Below are 18,493 nucleotides of genomic sequence, written 5' to 3' on the forward strand. Positions count from 1 at the left end.
CTCCCACTCGTCGAGCCCGGTCCGCAGCCCGGTCAGCGGGTCGTCGTCCGGCACGAGCAGCGTCCGCAGGTGCGCGGCGACCGCTCGGGGCGTGGGGTGGTCGAACACGGTGGTGGCGGGCAGCCGCACGCCGGTGCGGGCACCGAGCAGGTTGCGCAGCTCCACCGCAGTCACCGAGTCGAAGCCGAGGTCCTGGAACGGGAAGTCCGGGTCGACGTCGGCGATCCCGTCGTGGTCCAGCACGGCCGCCACGTGCTCCCGCACCAGGTCGAGCACCAGTTCCTGCTGCTCGGCCGGCGGCAGCCCGGTGAGGCGGTCCGCCAGGGTCGCCGGGTCCGCCGGGTCCGGCGGGGTGGCCGCCGGGTCCGGTCCGGGCGCGGGGGTGTCGCGCCGGGCGCTCCGGGGCGCGGAGCCGTCCGCCGGCACCGGCGTCCCGTCGACGTCCAGCCAGAACCGCCGTCCCCGGAAGGCGTAGGTGGGCAGCGGGACCGCGACGGCGTCCTCCCCGAAGACCGCGCGCCAGCGCGGGGCGACCCCGGCGGAGTGCAGCGCGCCCAGGGCGGTGAGCGCGGTGCGCGCCTCGTCCTTGCCGGCGCGCAGCGCGGCGGTGAGCACGTGGTCGCCGCCGTCGAGGACGCGTTCCGCCTGCGTGGCCAGCACGGTGTCCGGGCCGATCTCCAGGAACTTCGTGCCGCCCGCGACGTCCACCGCGCGCACCGCGTCGGCGAAGCGGACGGTGTCCCGGACGTGCCGGACCCAGTACTCCGGGTCGGACATGTCGCCGTCGACCGGCTGCCCGGTCACCGTGGACAGGATCGGGATGGCCGGTTTCCCGAAGGACAGCGTGCCGAGCACCTCGCGGAACTCGTCCAGCACCGGCGTCATGAGCGGCGAGTGGAACGCGTGGCTCACCCGCAGCCGCTTCACCCGGCGGCCGGTGAACCGACCGGCGACGGCCGACACCCGCTCCTCGCTGCCGGACAGGACGACCGAGCGGGGTCCGTTGACCGCCGCGAGCCCCACCTCGTCGTCCAGCAGGGGCAACACTTCGTCCTCGGTGGCCTCGACGGCGATCATCGCGCCACCCTCCGGCAGGGCCGCCATCAACCTGCCCCGTACCGCGACCAGTCGCGCCGCGTCCTTGAGGGAGAAGACACCGGCGACGTGCGCCGCCGCGATCTCCCCCACCGAATGACCCACCAACCAGTCCGGCCTGAGCCCCCACGACTCGTAGAGCCGGAACAACGCCGTCTGCACCACGAACAACCCGGCCTGCGCGTAATCCGTGCGGTCCAACAACTCCGGGCGCCCGGCCAACACCTCCCGCACCGACGGGGACACACCGTCCTCCACCGCGTCCAACGCCGCGTCCCACGCCGCCGCGAACACCGGGTACGCCGCGTACAACCCCTGCCCCATCCCGACCCGCTGACCACCCTGACCCGAGAACAGGTAGGCCAGACCACCGGGGCGCGGGGTGGTCGGGGTGATGTCGGCGAGGCGGTCCGCCAGCTCGTCGACGTCCTCGCCGACCACGAACGCCCGCCGGTCGAACGGGGTGCGCGTGGTGGCCAGCGACCAGCCGGTGTCCGCCGGTCGCCGGTCCGGGTGCCGACGCGCGTGCTCCGCCAACCGGGCGGCCTGGGCGCGCAGCGCGTCGTCGTCGCGGGCCGACAGCACCCACAGCACCGGACCGCGCCGCTCCTCGGCGGTCGTGGTGGTGGGCGCGGGCTCGTCCGGCGCCTGCTCCAGGATGAGGTGCGCGTTGGTGCCGCTGATCCCGAAGGCGGAGACGCCGGCCCGGCGCGGGCGGCCCGTCTCGGGCCACTCGCGGTTCTCGGTGAGCAGGGCGACCTCGCCGGTGCCCCAGTCGACCTGCGGGGTGGGCTCGTCCGCGTGCAGGGTCTTGGGCAGCACGCCGTGCCGCATGGCCTGCACCACCTTGATGACGCCCGCGACCCCGGCCGCGGCCTGGGTGTGGCCGATGTTGGACTTGACCGCGCCCAGCCACAGCGGGCGGTCGGCGGGGCGCTGCCCGTAGGTGGCCAGCAGCGCCTGCGCCTCGATCGGGTCGCCGAGCGTGGTGCCGGTGCCGTGCGCCTCCACCGCGTCCACGTCCTCCGGCCGCAGCCCGGCGACGGCCAGCGCCTGGCTGATCACCCGCTCCTGCGCGGGACCGTTGGGCGCGGTCAGGCCGTTGCTCGCGCCGTCCTGGTTCACCGCGCTGCCCCGGATCACCGCCAGCACCGGGTGGCCGTTGCGCCGCGCGTCGGACAGCCGCTCCAGCAGCAGGAACCCGACGCCCTCGGCGAACCCGGTCCCGTCCGCACCGGCGCCGAACGCCTTGCACCGGCCGTCCGGGGACAGCCCGCGCTGCCGGCTGAACCCGGTGAACAGGCCGGGCGTGCCCATGACGGTGGCGCCGCCGGCGATGGCCAGCCCGCACTCCCCCGCGCGCAGGGACTGCGCCGCCACGTGCATCGCGGTCAGCGAGGAGGAGCACGCGGTGTCCAGCGTCAGGGCCGGGCCCTCCAGCCCGAGCGCGTAGGCGATGCGGCCGGAGGCGATGCTGGCGGCCCCGCCGGTGAGGAAGTGGGTCTCGTGCTGGTCGGCGATCACGTCCGACCGGGGGCCGTACTCCTGCCGGATCAGGCCGACGAACACGCCCGTGCGGCTGCCGCGCAGGTCGGCGGGGTCGAGGCCGCCCGCCTCCAGCACCTCCCAGGCCGACTCCAGGAGCACCCGCTGCTGCGGGTCCATGATCGCCGCCTCGCGGGGGCTGATGCCGAAGAAGTCGCTGTCGAAGGTGGCGGCGTCGTGCAGGAAGCCGCCGGTGCGGGCGTAGGTGCTGCGCGGGCGTTCGCCGGTGGGGTCGTACAGGCCGTCGACGTCCCAGCCCCGGTCGGTGGGGAACTCGCCGATGGCGTCGACCCCCTCGACCACCAGCCGCCACAGGTCGTCCGGGTTGCGCACGCCGCCGGGGTAGCGGCAGGCCATGCCCACGATGGCGATGGGTTCGTCCGCGGCGGCCACCGCCGTCACCGGTGCCGCGGCGGCCCGCCCGCCCAGCAGGGCGGTGCGCAGGTGGTCGGCCAGGGCCACCGGGGTCGGGTAGTCGAAGGCGAGCGTGGCGCGCAGGCGCAGGCCGGTGGCCCCGTTGAGGCGGTTGCGCAGCTCGACGGCGGTCAGCGAGTCGAAGCCCAGCTCCCCGAACGCCTGGTCGGCCCGGATGGCCGCCGGGTCGGCGTGGCCGAGGACCGTGCCGACGTGCTCGGTGACCACGCGGAGCAGCAGGTCGCGCTGCTCCGCCTCGGGCAGCCGGGCGATCCGCTCGGCCAGGGCGCTCCCGCCGGGTCCGCGCCCCGCGGCGGTCCGCCGGGTGGTGCCGCGCACCAGGCCGCGCAGCAGGGCGGGCACGTCCGGCCGGGCCCGGAGCGCGACGAGGTCCACCGGCACGGCCGCGAGCGCGGGCACGTCGCCCGGCAGCGCCGCGTCGAGCATGGTCATGCCCTGCGCGGCGGTGACGGGCCGCAGGCCGTCCCTGGCCATCCGGGCGTGGTCGGCCGCCGACAGGGCCTCGACCATCCCCTCGGCGACGTCCCACAGCCCCCACGCCAGCGACAGGCCGGGCAGCCCCAGGCCGGCGCGGTGCTCGGCGAGGGCGTCCAGGAAGGAGTTGGCGGCGGCGTAGTTGGCCATGCCGGGGTTGCCCATCGCGCCGGCCGTCGAGGAGTACAGCACGAAGGCGGCCAGGTCGTGGCCCTCCGTCAGCTCGTGCAGGTGCCAGGCGGCGTCGGCCTTGGTCCGGAGGACGCCGGTCAGCTGGTCCTCGGTCATCGCGGTGACCAGCGCGTTGTCGCCCACGCCCGCGACGTGCACGACCGCCGTGAGGGGGTGCTCGGCGGGGATGCCCGCCAGCAGCCCGGCCACGGCCCGCCGGTCGGTGACGTCGCAGGAGGCCACGGTGACCTCCGCGCCGAGCGCCGTCAGCTCCGCCACCAGCTCCGCCGCGCCGGGTGCGGCGGCACCGCGGCGGCTGGTCAGCAGCAGGTGCCCGACGCCGTGCCCGGTCACCAGGTGGCGGGCCGTGATGGCGCCCAGCGCCCCGGTGCCGCCGGTCACCAGCACGGTGCCGGTCGGGTCGAGGGTCCGGCGGGCGTCCCGGTCGGCGGGCGGGCCCTGCGCGACCAGCCTGGGGACGAGCACGGCGCCCTCCCGCACGGCCACCTGCGGCTCGTCCAGCGCCAGGGCGGTGGCCACCGCGTCGGCCAGCTCCACGGTCGCGCCCGGCGCGGTGTCCACCAGGACCAGGCGGTCGGGGTGCTCGGTGCGCGCGGTGCGCACCAGGCCCGCGACGGCGGCGGCGGCCGGGTCCACGGCCTCCCCGGGTCGCACGGCCGCGGCGCGCTCGGTGCGCACCACGACGAGCCCGTCCCCGGCGAGCAGTTCCCGCAGCGCCGCCAGGGTCTCGCGGGTCGCGGCGTGGGCGGCGGTCAGCGGGTTGCCGGTGGTGTCAGGGGTGAGCACGGTGTGCCCGCCGATCGGCGCGGTGCTCACGGGCACCGGGGACCAGGTCGTCCGGAACAGCGACGGGTGGGCGGACGCCGCGCTGGGCGCGGTCAGCCGGTCCGCCGTCACGGGGCGCGTGGTCAGCGCCTCCACCGTGCACACCGGGGCGCCGGTCGGGTCCGCGACGTGCAGCCGCACGCCGTCCGCGCCCCGCGGGGTCAGCCGGACGCGCAGCGCGGTGGCGCCGGTGGCGTGCAGCCGGGCGCCCGACCAGGCGAAGGCCAGCGCGGCCTGCCCGGCACCCAGGTTGTCGTGCGCGTACAGGTGCAGCGCGGCGTCGAGCAGCGCGGGGTGGATGCCGAAGCCCTCGGTGGGCGCGGCGGGCAGCTCCAGTTCGGCGTACAGCTCCTCGCCCCGCCGCCAGCCGGCGACCAGGCACCGGAACAGCGGGCCGTAGTCCAGGCCGTGGTCGGCGAGGTCCGGGTAGACCGCGCCGACGTCGAGGGGTTCGGCCCCCGGCGGCGGCCAGGCCGCGAGGTCGTCGTCGGGTGGGGCGGTGCCGGGGCCGAGCACCGCGGTGGCGTGCCGCGTCCACGGGGTGTCCGGGACGTCCGGTCGCGAGTGGACGGTCAGCGACCAGCCGTCGTCGTCGCCGGGGGTGGCCACGAGCTGGAGCTGGAGCGCGCCGTCCACGGGCAGCACCAGGGGCGATTCGGTGATCAGCTCCTCCACGGCCGGTGAGCCGAGCTGGTCGCCGACGTGGAGGGCCAGGTCGATCAGCGCCGAGCCGGGCAGGACCACCCCGCCGAGCACGGTGTGGTCGGCCAGCCAGGGCTGGGACGCCGGGCTGATCCGGCCGGTGAACACCGCGCCGTCGCCCTCGGCGGGCCGCAGCACGCCGCTGAGCAGCGGGTGCCCGGCGGGTGCGAGGCCCAGGTCGGCGGGGTCGGCGGGCCGGGTGCCGGTGAGCCAGTGGCGCTGCCGCTGGAAGGCGTAGGTGGGCAGCTCCACGGTGGTCGCCGGGCCGAGCAGCGCCGACCAGTCCGGGGTGACGCCGCGGGTGTGCGCCCGGCCGACGGCGGTGAGCCACTGGCGCTGGTCGCCGTGGTCGCGGCGCAGGGTGCCCAGCGCGGCCACCGGGGCGTCCGCCAGGGTGTCCTCGATGGCGGCCACCAACACCGGGTGGGCGCTCACCTCGATGAACACCGCGGGTCCGAGCGCGTCGGCGACGGCCCGGGTGGTGTCGGCGAACAGCACGGGCCGCCGCAGGTTGCGGTACCAGTACCCGGCGTCCAGCCCGGCCGTGTCGGTGAGCGCGCCGGTCACCGTGGAGTACAGCGGCACCCCGCCCGAGCGGGGGGTGATCCCCGCCAACTGCTCCAGCAGCCGCGTCTCGACCGACTCGACCTGCGAGCTGTGGGAGGCGTAGTCCACGGCCAGCAGCCGGTGCCGGGTGCCGCGCTCGGCGCACCGCGCGGCGAGCACGGCGAGGTCGTCGGGCGCCCCGGCCACCACGACCGAGGTCGGCCCGTTGACGACCGCGACCTCGGCCAGTCCCCCGGCCAGTTCGGCGGCCTCCGCCGGGGAGAGGGCCAGGGACAGCATGCCGCCCTTGCCGCTGAGGTCCTCGGCGATGGCCTTGGCGCGCAGGGCGACCACGCGGGCGGCGTCGGCGAGCGACAGGCCGCCGGCCACGACGGCCGCCGCGATCTCGCCCTGCGAATGACCCACCACCGCCGACGGCTCCACACCCACCGAACGCCACAACGCCGCCAACGCCACCATCACCGCGAACGACACCGGCTGCACCACATCCACCCGGTCCAACCCCGGCGCACCCGGCACACACCGCACCACATCCACCACAGACCAACCCACGAAGGACGACAACGCCGCATCACACTCGACCAACGCGTCCCGGAACACCGGCAACCCCAACAACCCCGCCGCCATCCCCACCCACTGCGCCCCCTGACCCGGGAACACGAACACCACGTCGGGGTCCGCGCCCACGGTCCGCGCGGTGTCCTCGGCGGTCACCGCGCGGAGCCTGCCGATCAGCTCCGCGGTGTCCCGGCCGACCACCGCCGCGCGCACCCCGAGGTGGGCGCGGGTGGTGGCGAGGGAGTGGGCGACGTCGGCCGGGTGCTCGCCCGGGCGGCCCGCCAGGTGCTCGGCGAGCTTGGCGACCTGGGCGAGCACCGCCTCCCCGGTCCGCCCGGACACCACCCACGGCACGAGGTCGGGCAGGTCGCGGGGGCCGACCGGGTCCGGTTCGGGCGCCTGCTCGACGACCACGTGCGCGTTGGTGCCGCTGATGCCGAACGACGACACCCCGGCCCGACGCGGCCGACCCACCTCCGGCCACGGCCGCGACCCGGTCAGCAGCTCCACGCCGCCGGCCGACCAGTCCACCCGGCGGGTCGGCTCGTCCACGTGCAGCGTGCCGGGCAGCACGCCGTGGCGCATGGCCTGCACCACCTTGATCACCCCGGCCACGCCCGCCGCCGCCTGGGTGTGCCCGAGGTTGGACTTCACCGACCCGAGCCACAGCGGGCGGTCGGCGGGCCGACCGCGACCGTAGGTCGCCAACAACGCCTGCGCCTCGATCGGATCACCCAACGGCGTACCCGTACCGTGCGCCTCCACCACGTCCACATCGGACACCGACAACCCCGCCGACGCCAACGCACCCAGGATCACCCGCTGCTGCGACGGCCCGTTCGGCGCGGTGAGGCCGTTGCTGGCGCCGTCCTGGTTGACCGCGCTGCCCCGGACCACGGCCAGGACGCGCCGCCCGTTGCGCCGGGCGTCCGACAGCCGCTCCAGCGCGAGCAGGCCGACGCCCTCCGACCAGCCGGTGCCGTCCGCCGCGTCCGCGAACGCCTTGCACCGCCCGTCCGGGGCCAGTCCCCGCTGCCTGCTGAACTCCAGGAACACCGTCGGGGTGGCCATGACGGTGACGCCGCCGGCCAGCGCCAGGTCGCACTCCCCGGCGCGCAGCGCCTGCGCGGCCAGGTGGAGGGCCACCAGCGACGACGAGCACGCCGTGTCGACGGTGACCGCCGGCCCCTCCAGCCCGAGGGTGTAGGCGACCCGCCCGGAGACCACGCTCCCGGCGGTGCCGGCGGCCAACAGGCCCTCGACCTCCGGCGGTGCCTGGCCCGCGGGCGGCGCGTAGTCCTGGTACATGGCGCCGGCGAAGACACCGGTGCGGCTGCCGCGCAGGCCGCTCGGGTCGATCCCGGCGTGCTCCAGCGCCTCCCACGAGGTCTCCAGGAGCAGGCGGTGCTGCGGGTCCACGGCCTGCGCCTCGCGCGGCGAGATGCCGAAGAACCCGGCGTCGAACTCGCCGGCCCGGTAGAGGAAGCCGCCGTTGCGGGTGTAGGTGCTGCCGGTGCGGTCCGGGTCCGGGTGGTGGATGCGGTCGGTGTCCCAGCCGCGGTCCGCGGGGAACTCGCCGATGGCGTCCCGGCCGTCGCGCACCAGCTCCCACAGCTCGTCCGGTGAGCCGACGTCGCCGGGGTACCGGCACGCCATGCCCACGATCGCGATGGGTTCCCTGGCCTGCTCCTCCAGCTCGCGCAGCCGGCCCTGGGCCTGCCTGGTGTCGGAGATCGCCTTCTTCAGGTACTCGCGGAGCTTCGCCTCGGTGGACTTCGCCTCGGTGGACATCGCCTCACTCCTTCCCGGTGGCGTCGACGAGGCGGAACAGCTCGTCATCGCTCGCACTGTCCAAATCGGGTTCGTCCGCCGCCGCGTCGACCTCGCGCCAGCGCTGGAGGACCTGCTCCAACCGCTCGGTGACCCGGCCCCGGGCGTCGGCGTCCAGCGCCACGTCCGCCAGCAGCACGTCCACCTCGTCGATCTTCGACCGGACCACGTCCGCGACCTCCGGGGCGAGCTGCGCGCGCAGGTGCTTCGCCAGCGCGGCGGGCGTGGGGTGGTCGAACACCAGGCTCGCGGGCAGCCGCAGGCCGGTGCCGGCCGCGAGCAGGTTGCGCAGCTCGACGGCGGTCAACGAGTCGAAGCCCAGGTCCAGGAAGGCCTGGTCCCGGTCGATCGCCGCGGGGTCGCGGTGGCCCAGCACCCGGGAGATCCCGGTGCGCACCACCTCCAGCAGCAGTTGGTCCTGCTCCCGCTCGCCCAGCCCGCGCACGCGGTCGGCCAGGTCGGCCACCGGTTCGGCGGCGGCCCGGCGCGGCGCGGTGGGGACCAGCCCGCGCAGCAGGGCGGGCACCTCCCCGGAGCGCGACGCGGCCCGGTCCACCGGGGCCAGGACGACCACCGGGTCCGGACCGGCCAGCGCCAGGTCGAACAGCGCGGCGCCCTCCGGGTCGGTGATGGGCAGCAGCCCGCCCCGGCGCAGCCGGTCGCGGTCGCCGCCCGACAGCCGGTCCGCCATGCCGCCGCCCGACCACGGCCCCCACACCAGCGACCGGGCGGGCAGCCCGAGGCGCGCGCGGTGGGTGGCCAGCGCGTCGAGCGCCGCGTTCGCCGCGGCGTAGTTGGCCTGGCCGGGGCCGCCCAGCAGACCCGCCACGGAGGAGAACAGCACGAACGCCTCGACCGGCCCGGCCAGCTCGTGCAGGTGCCAGGCCGCGTCCACCTTGGCCCGCAGCACGTTGTCGAACCGCTCCTCGGTGAGCGCGGTCAGCACGCCGTCGTCGAGCACCCCGGCCGCGTGCACCACGGCCGTGACCGGGTGCTCGCCCAGCAGGTCGGCCACGGCCGCGCGGTCGGACACGTCGCAGGCGACCGCCGTGACCTCGGCACCCCGGTCGGTCAGCTCCCCGACCAGCTCGGCGGGCACGCCGCGCCGACCGACCAGGACCAGTCGCCGCACGCCGTGGGCGAGCACCAGGTGCCGCGCGATCACCGAGCCGAGCGCGCCGCCCGCCCCGGTGACCAGCACCCGGCTGCCCGGCGTCCACGGGGAGCCGTCCGCCGCGACCGGCACGGCGGTCAGCCGGGGCGTGCTCGCCCGGCCCGCCCGCACGGCGACCTGCGGCTCCCCGGTGGCGGCGAGCGCGGCCAGGTCGGGTTCGGCGCCCGGTTCGGCGTCGACGAGCACGATCCGGCCGGGGTGCTCGGCCTGCGCGGACCGCACCAGCCCCCAGACCGCGGCACCGGCCGGGTCCGGTGTCTCCCGGTCGTCCACCGCCACCGCCGAGGTGGTGCGCACCACGATCGTCCCCTCGGAGCGGGTCAGCTCGTCCCGCAGCCCGAGCAGCACGGCGTTCAGCGCCTGCCGGATGTCCGAGAGGGGTTCGGCGGCCGGTTCCGGCAGCTCGACCACCCGGACGTCGGTCCGCCCGGCGTCCCGGTCCGCCAGGGGGTGCCAGGCGAGCACGTGCACCGCGTGGCCGGTCCGGGGCCGGGTGGCCAACTGGTCCGCGCTGACGGGCCGGGTGGTCAACCGGTCGACGGTCAGCACGGGCAGCCCGGCGGCGTCCACCGCGTGCAGGGTCAGCGAGTCCTCGCCGTGCCTGGTCAGCCGAACCCGCAGCAGCCGCGCGCCGGTGGCGTGCAGGTGGACGCCGGTCCAGCCGAACGGCAGGCGCAACCGGCCGTCGGCGTGCGCCGCCGGGTGCAGCGCCGCGTCCAGCAGGGCCGGGTGCAGGCCGTAGCCGTCCTGGTCCAGGGCCACCTCGGCGTACAGGTCCGCCCCGTGCCGCCAGGCGGCGCGCAGCCCCCGGAAGGTGGGCCCGTAGTCCAGGCCGCGGTCGGCCAGGTCCTCGTACAGCTCGGCCACCCCGACCGGCGTCGCACCGGCGGGCGGCCACTGGCCGATCGGCGTCGGCGTCGGGACCGGCGCGTCCACCAGGGTCGCGGTGGCGTGCGGGACCCAGTCCGCGTGCGGGTCGTCCGGCCGGGAGTGCACCCGGACCCGCGTCCGGTCGTCCGCCGAGGACACCGTCAGCTGCACCTGGCGCGGTCCGTCCAGCTCCAACGGGGTCTCGACGAGCAGTTCCTCGATGGTGGTCGCGCCGGTCCGCGCCGCCGCGTGCAGGGTCAGCTCCACCAGCGCCGCGCCGGGCAGGACCACCCGGCCGAGGACGCGGTGCTCGGCGAGCCAGCCCGGCTCGTCCGGCGTCAACCGCCCGGTGAACACCAGCGCGCCGTCCTCCGCCAGCGGCACGGCCGCGCCCAGCAGCGGGTGGTCGGCGGACTGCTGGCCGACCGCGGCCGGGACGCCGGTGACCGGCGGGCTGTCCAGCCAGTAGCGCTCGTGCTGGAACGGGTAGGTCGGCAGGTCCGCGACCCTGGCCCCGGCGAACACCGCGGCCCAGTCCGGTTCGTGCCCCGCCGAGCGCAGCGCGCCGAGCGCGGTCGTCGCGCTGCGCTCCTCGTCCTGCCCGGCGCGCAGCGCGTGCGCCACGACGCGGTCGTCCAGCACCCGCTGGGCCTGCGCCGCCAGCACGCCGTCCGGCCCCAGCTCCAGGTAGGTCGACACGGACCGGCCGTCCACCGCCGTCAGCGCGGTGTGGAAGCGGACCGGGTCGGTGACGTGCCGGAGCCAGTACCCAGGGTCGGCCATGTCGCCGTCGACCGGCTGCCCGGTCACCGTGGACAGGATCGGGATGGCCGGTTCGCCGAAGGACAGCTCACCGAGCACCTCGCGGAACCTGTCCAGCACCGGCGTCATCAGCGGCGAGTGGAACGCGTGGCTCACCCGCAGCGCCTTGGTCCGACGTCCCTGGGCGGTGAACCGGGCCGCCACCGCCTCGACGGCCTCCCGGTTCCCGGACACCACCACCGCGTCCGGGCCGTTGACGGCCGCGAGGCCCACCTCGTCGTCCAGCAGGGGCAACACTTCATCCTCGGTGGCCTGCACGGCGATCATCGCGCCACCCTCCGGCAGGGCCGCCATCAACCTGCCCCGTACCGCCACCAACCGCGCCGCGTCCTTGAGGGAGAAGACCCCGGCGACGTGCGCCGCCGCGATCTCCCCCACCGAATGACCCACCAACCAGTCCGGCTTGATCCCCCACGACTCGTAGAGCCGGAACAACGCCGTCTGCACCACGAACAACCCGGCCTGCGCGTAATCCGTGCGGTCCAACAACTCCGGGTGCTCGGCCAGCACGGTGCGCACGGGCAGCGGTACCCAGTCCGCCAGTTCGGCGTCCACGGCGTCCAGCGCCGCGTCCCACGCTTCGGCGAACGCCGGATATGCCGCGTAGAGCCCCTGCCCCATCCCGACCCGCTGACCACCCTGACCCGAGAACAGGTAGGCCAGACCACCGGGGCGCGCGGTCACACTCTCACCGCTCTCGGCGAACTCCTCCAGCCCCGCCAGCAACTCCTCCCGATCCGCACCGACCACAGCGGCCCGCAACGGGAACGCCGTGCGCGTCGTGGCCAGGGAGAAACCGACATCCACCGGCGGCACGTCCGGGCGCTCACGCAGGAACGCGGCGATCCGCTCCGCCTGCGCCCGCAACGCCGGCACCGTCCGCGCGGACAGCACCAACGGCACGGTCGCGGTCGGTGGGGTGGTCCGCTCCTCGGCCGCCTCCTCCGCCTGCTCCACGATCACGTGGGCGTTGGTGCCGCTGATCCCGAACGACGACACCCCCGCCCGACGAGGACGACCCACCTCCGGCCACGGCCGCGCCTCCGACAACAACCGCACCGCACCCGACTCCCAATCCACCTCCGAACTCGGCCGATCCACGTGCAACGTCCTCGGCAACACACCGTGCCGCATCGCCTGCACCACCTTGATCACACCCGCCACACCCGCAGCGGCCTGCGTATGACCGAAATTCGACTTCACCGACCCCAACCACAACGGACCACCGGAACGCCGCCCATAAGTCGCCAACAACGCCTGCGCCTCAATCGGATCACCCAACGTCGTACCCGTCCCGTGACCCTCCACCACGTCCACATCGGACGGACCGAGCCCGGCGGCGGCCAACGCCGCCCGGATCACCCGCTCCTGCGACGGACCGTTCGGCGCGGTCATCCCGTTGCTCGCACCGTCCTGGTTCACCGCGCTGCCCCGGATCACCGCCAGTACCCGACGCCCGTTGCGCCGCGCGTCGGACAGCCGCTCCAGCAGGAGCAGCCCGACGCCCTCGGACAGGCCGGTGCCGTCGGCGGCGTCGGCGAACGACTTGGAGCGCCCGTCCGCCGCCAGGTTGCCCTGCCTGCCGAACTCCGCGAACGTCTCCGGGGTGGCCATCACCGTGACGCCGCCGGCCAGCGCGAGGGAGCACTCCCCGCTCCGCAGCGCCTGCGCCGCCAGGTGCATCGCCACCAACGACGACGAGCACGCGGTGTCGATGCTCATCGCCGGTCCCTCCAGGCCGAGCACGTAGGACAGGCGGCCGGACAGCACGCCGCCCGCGTTGGCCGCGCCGAGCACGTCCTCGTAGCCGCCGGCGGTACCGGTGAACCGGGCGCTGTAGTCCCGGTACATGGAGCCGGCGAACACGCCGGTGGCGGTGCCGCGCAGGGACGCCGGGTCGATGCCCGCGCGTTCCACGGCCTCCCACGCGGTCTCCAGCAGCAGCCGCTGCTGCGGGTCGATGGCCACGGCCTCGCGGGGCGAGATGCCGAAGAACGCGGGGTCGAAGTCGGCCGCGCCGGCGAGGAAGCCGCCGCGCCCGGTGGGGACGGTGTCCAGGGTCGGCCAGTTCCGGTCCGCCGGGAACGCCGACAGCCCTTCCCGCCCGGCCGCGAGCAGCTCCCACAGCTGCTCGGGGTCGTGCACGTCGCCGGGGAACCGGCAGGCCATGCCGATGATGGCGACGGGTTCGTCGGCGGCGGACCCGGCGGTGGGCCCGGCGGTCGGCGCGGTCGGCGCGGCTGGCGCGACGCCCAGGGTGGCGAGCAGGAACCCGGCCAGCGCCGCGGGGGTGGGGTGGTCGAACACCAGCGTGGCGGGCAGTCGTGCGTCGATCGCCCTGGACAGCCGGTTGCGCAGCTCGACCGAGGTCAGCGAGTCGAACCCGAGGTCGCGGAACGCCTGGTCGGCGGGCACGGCGGCCGGGTCGGCGTGGCCGAGGATGTTCGCCACGTGGCCGCGCACCACGTCGAGCAGCGCGGCGTGCCGCCGCGGTTCGGTGAGCGCGCGCAGCCGGTCGGCCAGGTCGGTGGCGTCGCCGGGGACGGCCCGGCGACGGGCGGGCGGCACGAGGCCCCGCAGCAGCACCGGCACCTCCTCGGCGGTGCGCAGCGCGGCCAGGTCCAGCGGCGTGACGGCCAGCACCGGCCGGTCGGCGGCCACGGCGGCGTCGAAGGCCGCCAGGCCGGCCCCGGTGTCGAGCGCGGCGAGGCCGTCGCGGGCCAGCCGGGCGTGGTCGGTGCCGTCGAGGTGGCCGGTCATCCCGCTGGCCTGCGCCCACAGCCCCCAGGCGAGCGAGGTCGCGGGCAGCCCGAGGTCGCGGCGGTGGCGGGCCAGGGCGTCGAGCGCCGTGTTGGCCGCCGCGTAGTTGGCCTGGCCGGCGCTGCCGATCAGGCCGGCCAGCGAGGAGTAGAGCACGAAGGCGTCCAGGTCGCCGGTCAGGTCGTGCAGGTGCCAGGCGGCGTCCACCTTGGCCCGCAGCACCCGGTCGACCTGCTCGTGGGTCAGCTCGGTGAAGGTCGCGTCGTCGAGCACCCCGGCGGTGTGGACCACGGCGGTCGGCGGCCGGTCGAGGTCGGCCAGCAGCGCCCGCACGGCCTCGCGGTCCGCCACGTCGCAGGCCGCCACGCGCACCGCCGCGCCCAGCCCGGTCAGCTCGTCGGCCAGTTCCCGGGCGCCAGGGGCGTCCGGGCCGCGCCGGCCGGCCAGCACCAGGTGCCGGACGCCGTGCTCGCGGACCAGGTGCCGGGCCAGGGCCGCGCCGAGCACGCCGGTGCCCCCGGTGATCAGCACGACGCCGTCCGGCCGCCACCCGGCAGCGGGGGCGGCGGGTGCGGTGAGCCGGGCCAGTCGGGGCACCAGCGCGGTGGCCGCGTCGGCGTCCCGGACGGCGAGCTGCGGCTCCCCGGTCGCGGCCACCCGCGCGAGGTCGGTCCCGGTGGGCGCGTCCACCAGCACGATCCGCCCGGGGTTCTCCGACTGGGCGGAGCGGAGCAGCCCCCAGACCGCGGCGGCGGCCGGGTCCACCCGGTCCCCCGGTGCGGCGGCCACCGCGTGCCGCGTGGTCACCACGAGGGTGGAGTCGGCGAACCGGTCCTCGGCGAGGAACCGCCGGACCGCGTCGAGGGCCTGCCCGACGACCTGCCGCACGGCCGTCGCGGGGTCGGCGTCGGCGGCGGGCGCGTCCCAGCGGACCAGCGGGCCGGGCCGGTCGTCGTCCAGCGCGGACACGACGGCCGCGGTGCTCCCCGGCACGGCCACCGGCCGCCAGGTCTCCTCCAGCAGCAGGTCGCCGCCGGGCACGCGGGTGGTGAACGGCTCGGCGGGCCGGGTGGTGAGCGAGTCCGCGGTGAACACCGGCTGCCCCGCCGGGTCGGTGGCGCGCACCGCGACCGCGCCCTCCCCGGCCGGGGTGAGCCGGACCCTCAGCCGGGTCGCCCCGACCGCGTGCAGCCGCACGCCGTGCCAGCTGAACGGCAACCGGACGCCGTCGGTGAAGTCCTCGTGCGCGAACAGGTGCAGCGCGGCGTCGAGCAGCGCCGGGTGGATGCCGAAGCCCTCGTCCGGCTCGGCGGGCAGCTCCACCTCCGCGCACAGCTCGTCGCCGAGGCGCCAGGCGGCGGTGAGGCCCTGGAAGGCGGGCCCGTACCGCAGGCCGCGACCGGCCAGCTCGGCGTAGGCGCCGGTGACGTCCACGGGCCGCGCGTCGGCCGGTGGCCACTGGTCGGTGTCGGCGGGTTCCGGGCGCTGCCCGCCGCTCAGCACGCCGACGGCGTGCAGCACCCACGGCTCGTCCTCGGCGCGGGAGTGGACGGTCACCGTCGCCCGGCCGTCCCCGTCGCGGTGCGCGTCGACCTGGAGCCGGCGCGGCTCGGTCAGGTCCAGGGGCGCTTCGACGACCAGCTCGTCCACGGTCGGCAGGCCGAGGTGGTCCCCGGCGTGCACGGCCAGTTCGACGAGGGCCGCGCCCGGCAGGACGACGGTGTCGCCCACCGCGTGGTCGGCGAGCCACGGGTGGGTCGCCAGGCCGACCCGACCGGTCAGCAGCACGCCGTCGCCGGTCGCCGCGGGGAGCGCGGCGGTGAGCAGCGGGTGGCCGGTGGCGTCGAGGCCCAGGCCGGCGGGGTCGCCGCCGGCCTGGTCGGTGTCGAGCCAGAACCGGCGGCGCTGGAACGCGTAGCCGGGCAGCGGCACGCGGGCGGCGTCCGGCCCGAGCACGGCGGTCCAGTCGACGGCCACGCCCCGGCTGTGCGCCCGGCCGACGGCGGTGAGCCACTGGCGCTGGTCGCCGTGGTCGCGGCGCAGGGTGCCCAGCGCGGCCACCGGGGCGTCCGCCAGGGTGTCCTCGATGGCGGCCACCAGCACCGGGTGCGTGCTCACCTCGATGAACACGGCCGACCTGAGGTCGTCCACGACGGCTCGCGCGGTGTCGGCGAACAGCACGGGCCGCCGCAGGTTGCGGTACCAGTACCCGGCGTCCAGCCCGGCGGTGTCGACCGGTCCGCCGGTGACCGTGGAGTAGAACGGGACCCCGGCGGACACCGGCGCGACGCCGGACAGCCCGGTGTGCAGCGGGTCGGCGATCCGCTCGACCTGCGCGCTGTGCGAGGCGTAGTCCACGGGCAGCAACCGGTGCCGGACGCCGTCGCGCTCGCACCGGGCGGCCACCTCGGCGAGCACGTCGGGCGCGCCGGCCACGACCACGGAGGCGGGTCCGTTGACCACCGCGACGTCGGCGCCCGCGGCCAGTTCGGCGGCCCGCTCGGCGGACACCGCCAGGGACAGCATGCCGCCCAGGCCGCTGAGCTCGCGGGCGATCAGGCCGCTGCGCAGCGCCACGACCCGCGCCCCGTCTGCGACGGTCAGCGCACCGGCCACCACCGCCGCCGCGATCTCGCCCTGCGAATGACCCACCACCGCCGACGGCTCCACACCCACCGAACGCCACAACGCCGCCAACGCCACCATCACCGCGAACGACACCGGCTGCACCACATCCACCCGGTCCAACCCCGGCGCACCCGGCACACACCGCACCACATCCACCACAGACCAACCCACGAAGGACGACAACGCCGCATCACACTCGACCAACGCGTCCCGGAACACCGGCAACCCCAACAACCCCGCCGCCATCCCCACCCACTGCGCCCCCTGACCCGGGAACACGAACACCACGCGACCGGGCCGGACCCGGTGCACGTCGGCGCGCCCGTCGGCCACGGCGGCCAGCTCGGCCGGCAGGGTGTCCCGGTCGCCGGCCACCGCGGCCCGGTGGTCGAACCGGTCCCGGCCGGTGACCAGCGAGAAGGCCACGTCCGCCGGGTGCGGGTCCGGGAACCGGGCGACGTGCTCGGCCAGCCTCGCGGCCTGCGCCCGCACCGCCTCCTCGCTGTGCCCGGACAGCACCCACGGCACGACGGCCGGCAGGTCGCGGGGCCCGGCCGGCTCGGGCTCCGGGGCCTGCTCCAGGATGACGTGCGCGTTGGTGCCGCTGATGCCGAACGACGACACCCCGGCCCGACGCGGCCGACCGACCTCCGGCCACGGCCTCGACTCGGTCAGCAGCTCCACGCCGCCCGCCGACCAGTCCACCTCGGGCGTCGGCTCGTCCACGTGGATGGTCCTGGGCAGGACGCCGTGGCGCATCGCCTGCACCACCTTGATCACGCCGCCGACGCCGGCCGCCGCCTGCGTGTGGCCGATGTTCGACTTCACCGACCCCAACCACAGCGGGCGGTCGGCGGGCCGACCGCGACCGTAGGTCGCCAACAACGCCTGCGCCTCGATCGGATCACCCAACGGCGTACCCGTACCGTGCGCCTCCACCACGTCCACATCGGACACCGACAACCCCGCCGACGCCAACGCACCCAGGATCACCCGCTGCTGCGACGGCCCGTTGGGGGCGCTGAGCTGGCTGCTCTTGCCGTCCTGGTTGACCGCGCTGCCCCGGATGAGGGCCAGCACCGGGTAGCCGAGCCGCCGCGCGTCGGACAGCCGGGCGAGGACGAGCGTGCCGACGCCCTCCGACCAGCTCGTGCCGTCGGCGGCCTTGGCGAAGGACTTGCACCGGCCGTCCGGCGCCAGGCCCCGCTGCCTGCTGAAGTCGATGAAGAAACCCGGGGTGGACAGCACCGCGACGCCGCCGGCGAGCGCCAGCCCGCACTCCCGGCCGCGCAGCGCCTGCACCGCCAGGTGCATCGCCACCAGCGAGGACGAGCACGCCGTGTCGACGGTGACCGCCGGTCCCTCCAGGCCGAGGGTGTAGGAGATGCGGCCGGAGGCGACGCTGAGCTGGTTGCCGGTGACCAGGTAGCCGTCGGCGGCGGCGACCGTCGGGTTCAGCAGGCTGGGGCCGTACTCCTGCGCCATGACGCCGACGAACACGCCGGTGTCGCTGCCGCGCAGCGTGCCGGGCGCGATGCCGGCGTCCTCCAGCGCCGAGTACGCGGACTCCAGCAGCAGCCGCTGCTGCGGGTCCATGGCCTGCGCCTCGCGCGGCGAGATGCCGAAGAACTCGGCGTCGAACTCGTCGGCGTCGTGCAGGAAACCGCTCTCCCGCAGGTAGGAGGTGCCCGGCCGGTCCGGGTCCGCGTCGTAGAGGGCGTCGAGGTCCCAGCCCCGGTTGGTGGGGAAGTCGGTGACCGCGTCCCGCCCTTCGGCGACCAGCTCCCAGAGGTCGTCCGGGTCGCGCACGTCGCCGGGGTAGCGGCAGCTCATGCCGACGACGGCGATGGGCTCACCGGCCGCGTCGTCCAGCTCGCGGATGCGGCTGCGCGCCTGCTTGAGCTGCACGGTGACCTTGTTGAGGTAGTCGCGCAGCTTCTCGGCTTCCGCCACGGTGGTACACCTTCCTCGTGCTCGTGCGGGCTGGGTGCTCGTGCGGCCGGGTTGCTCGTGCGG

General features: G+C 76.2%; 2 pseudogenes. Both read right to left on the reverse strand.

Annotation, left to right across the window (positions count from 1 at the left end):
- Nucleotides 1-66: 66 nt before the first annotated feature.
- Nucleotides 67-8,151: pseudogene (locus tag ACRAKJ_RS27245) on the reverse strand (SDR family NAD(P)-dependent oxidoreductase); the annotation flags it as partial.
- 37 nt (nucleotides 8,152-8,188) lie between these two features.
- A pseudogene (locus ACRAKJ_RS27250) lies at nucleotides 8,189-18,334 on the reverse strand (SDR family NAD(P)-dependent oxidoreductase); the annotation flags it as partial.
- Nucleotides 18,335-18,493 lie beyond the last annotated feature (159 nt).

This window comes from Saccharothrix sp. DSM 118769 (genome assembly GCF_052936295.1).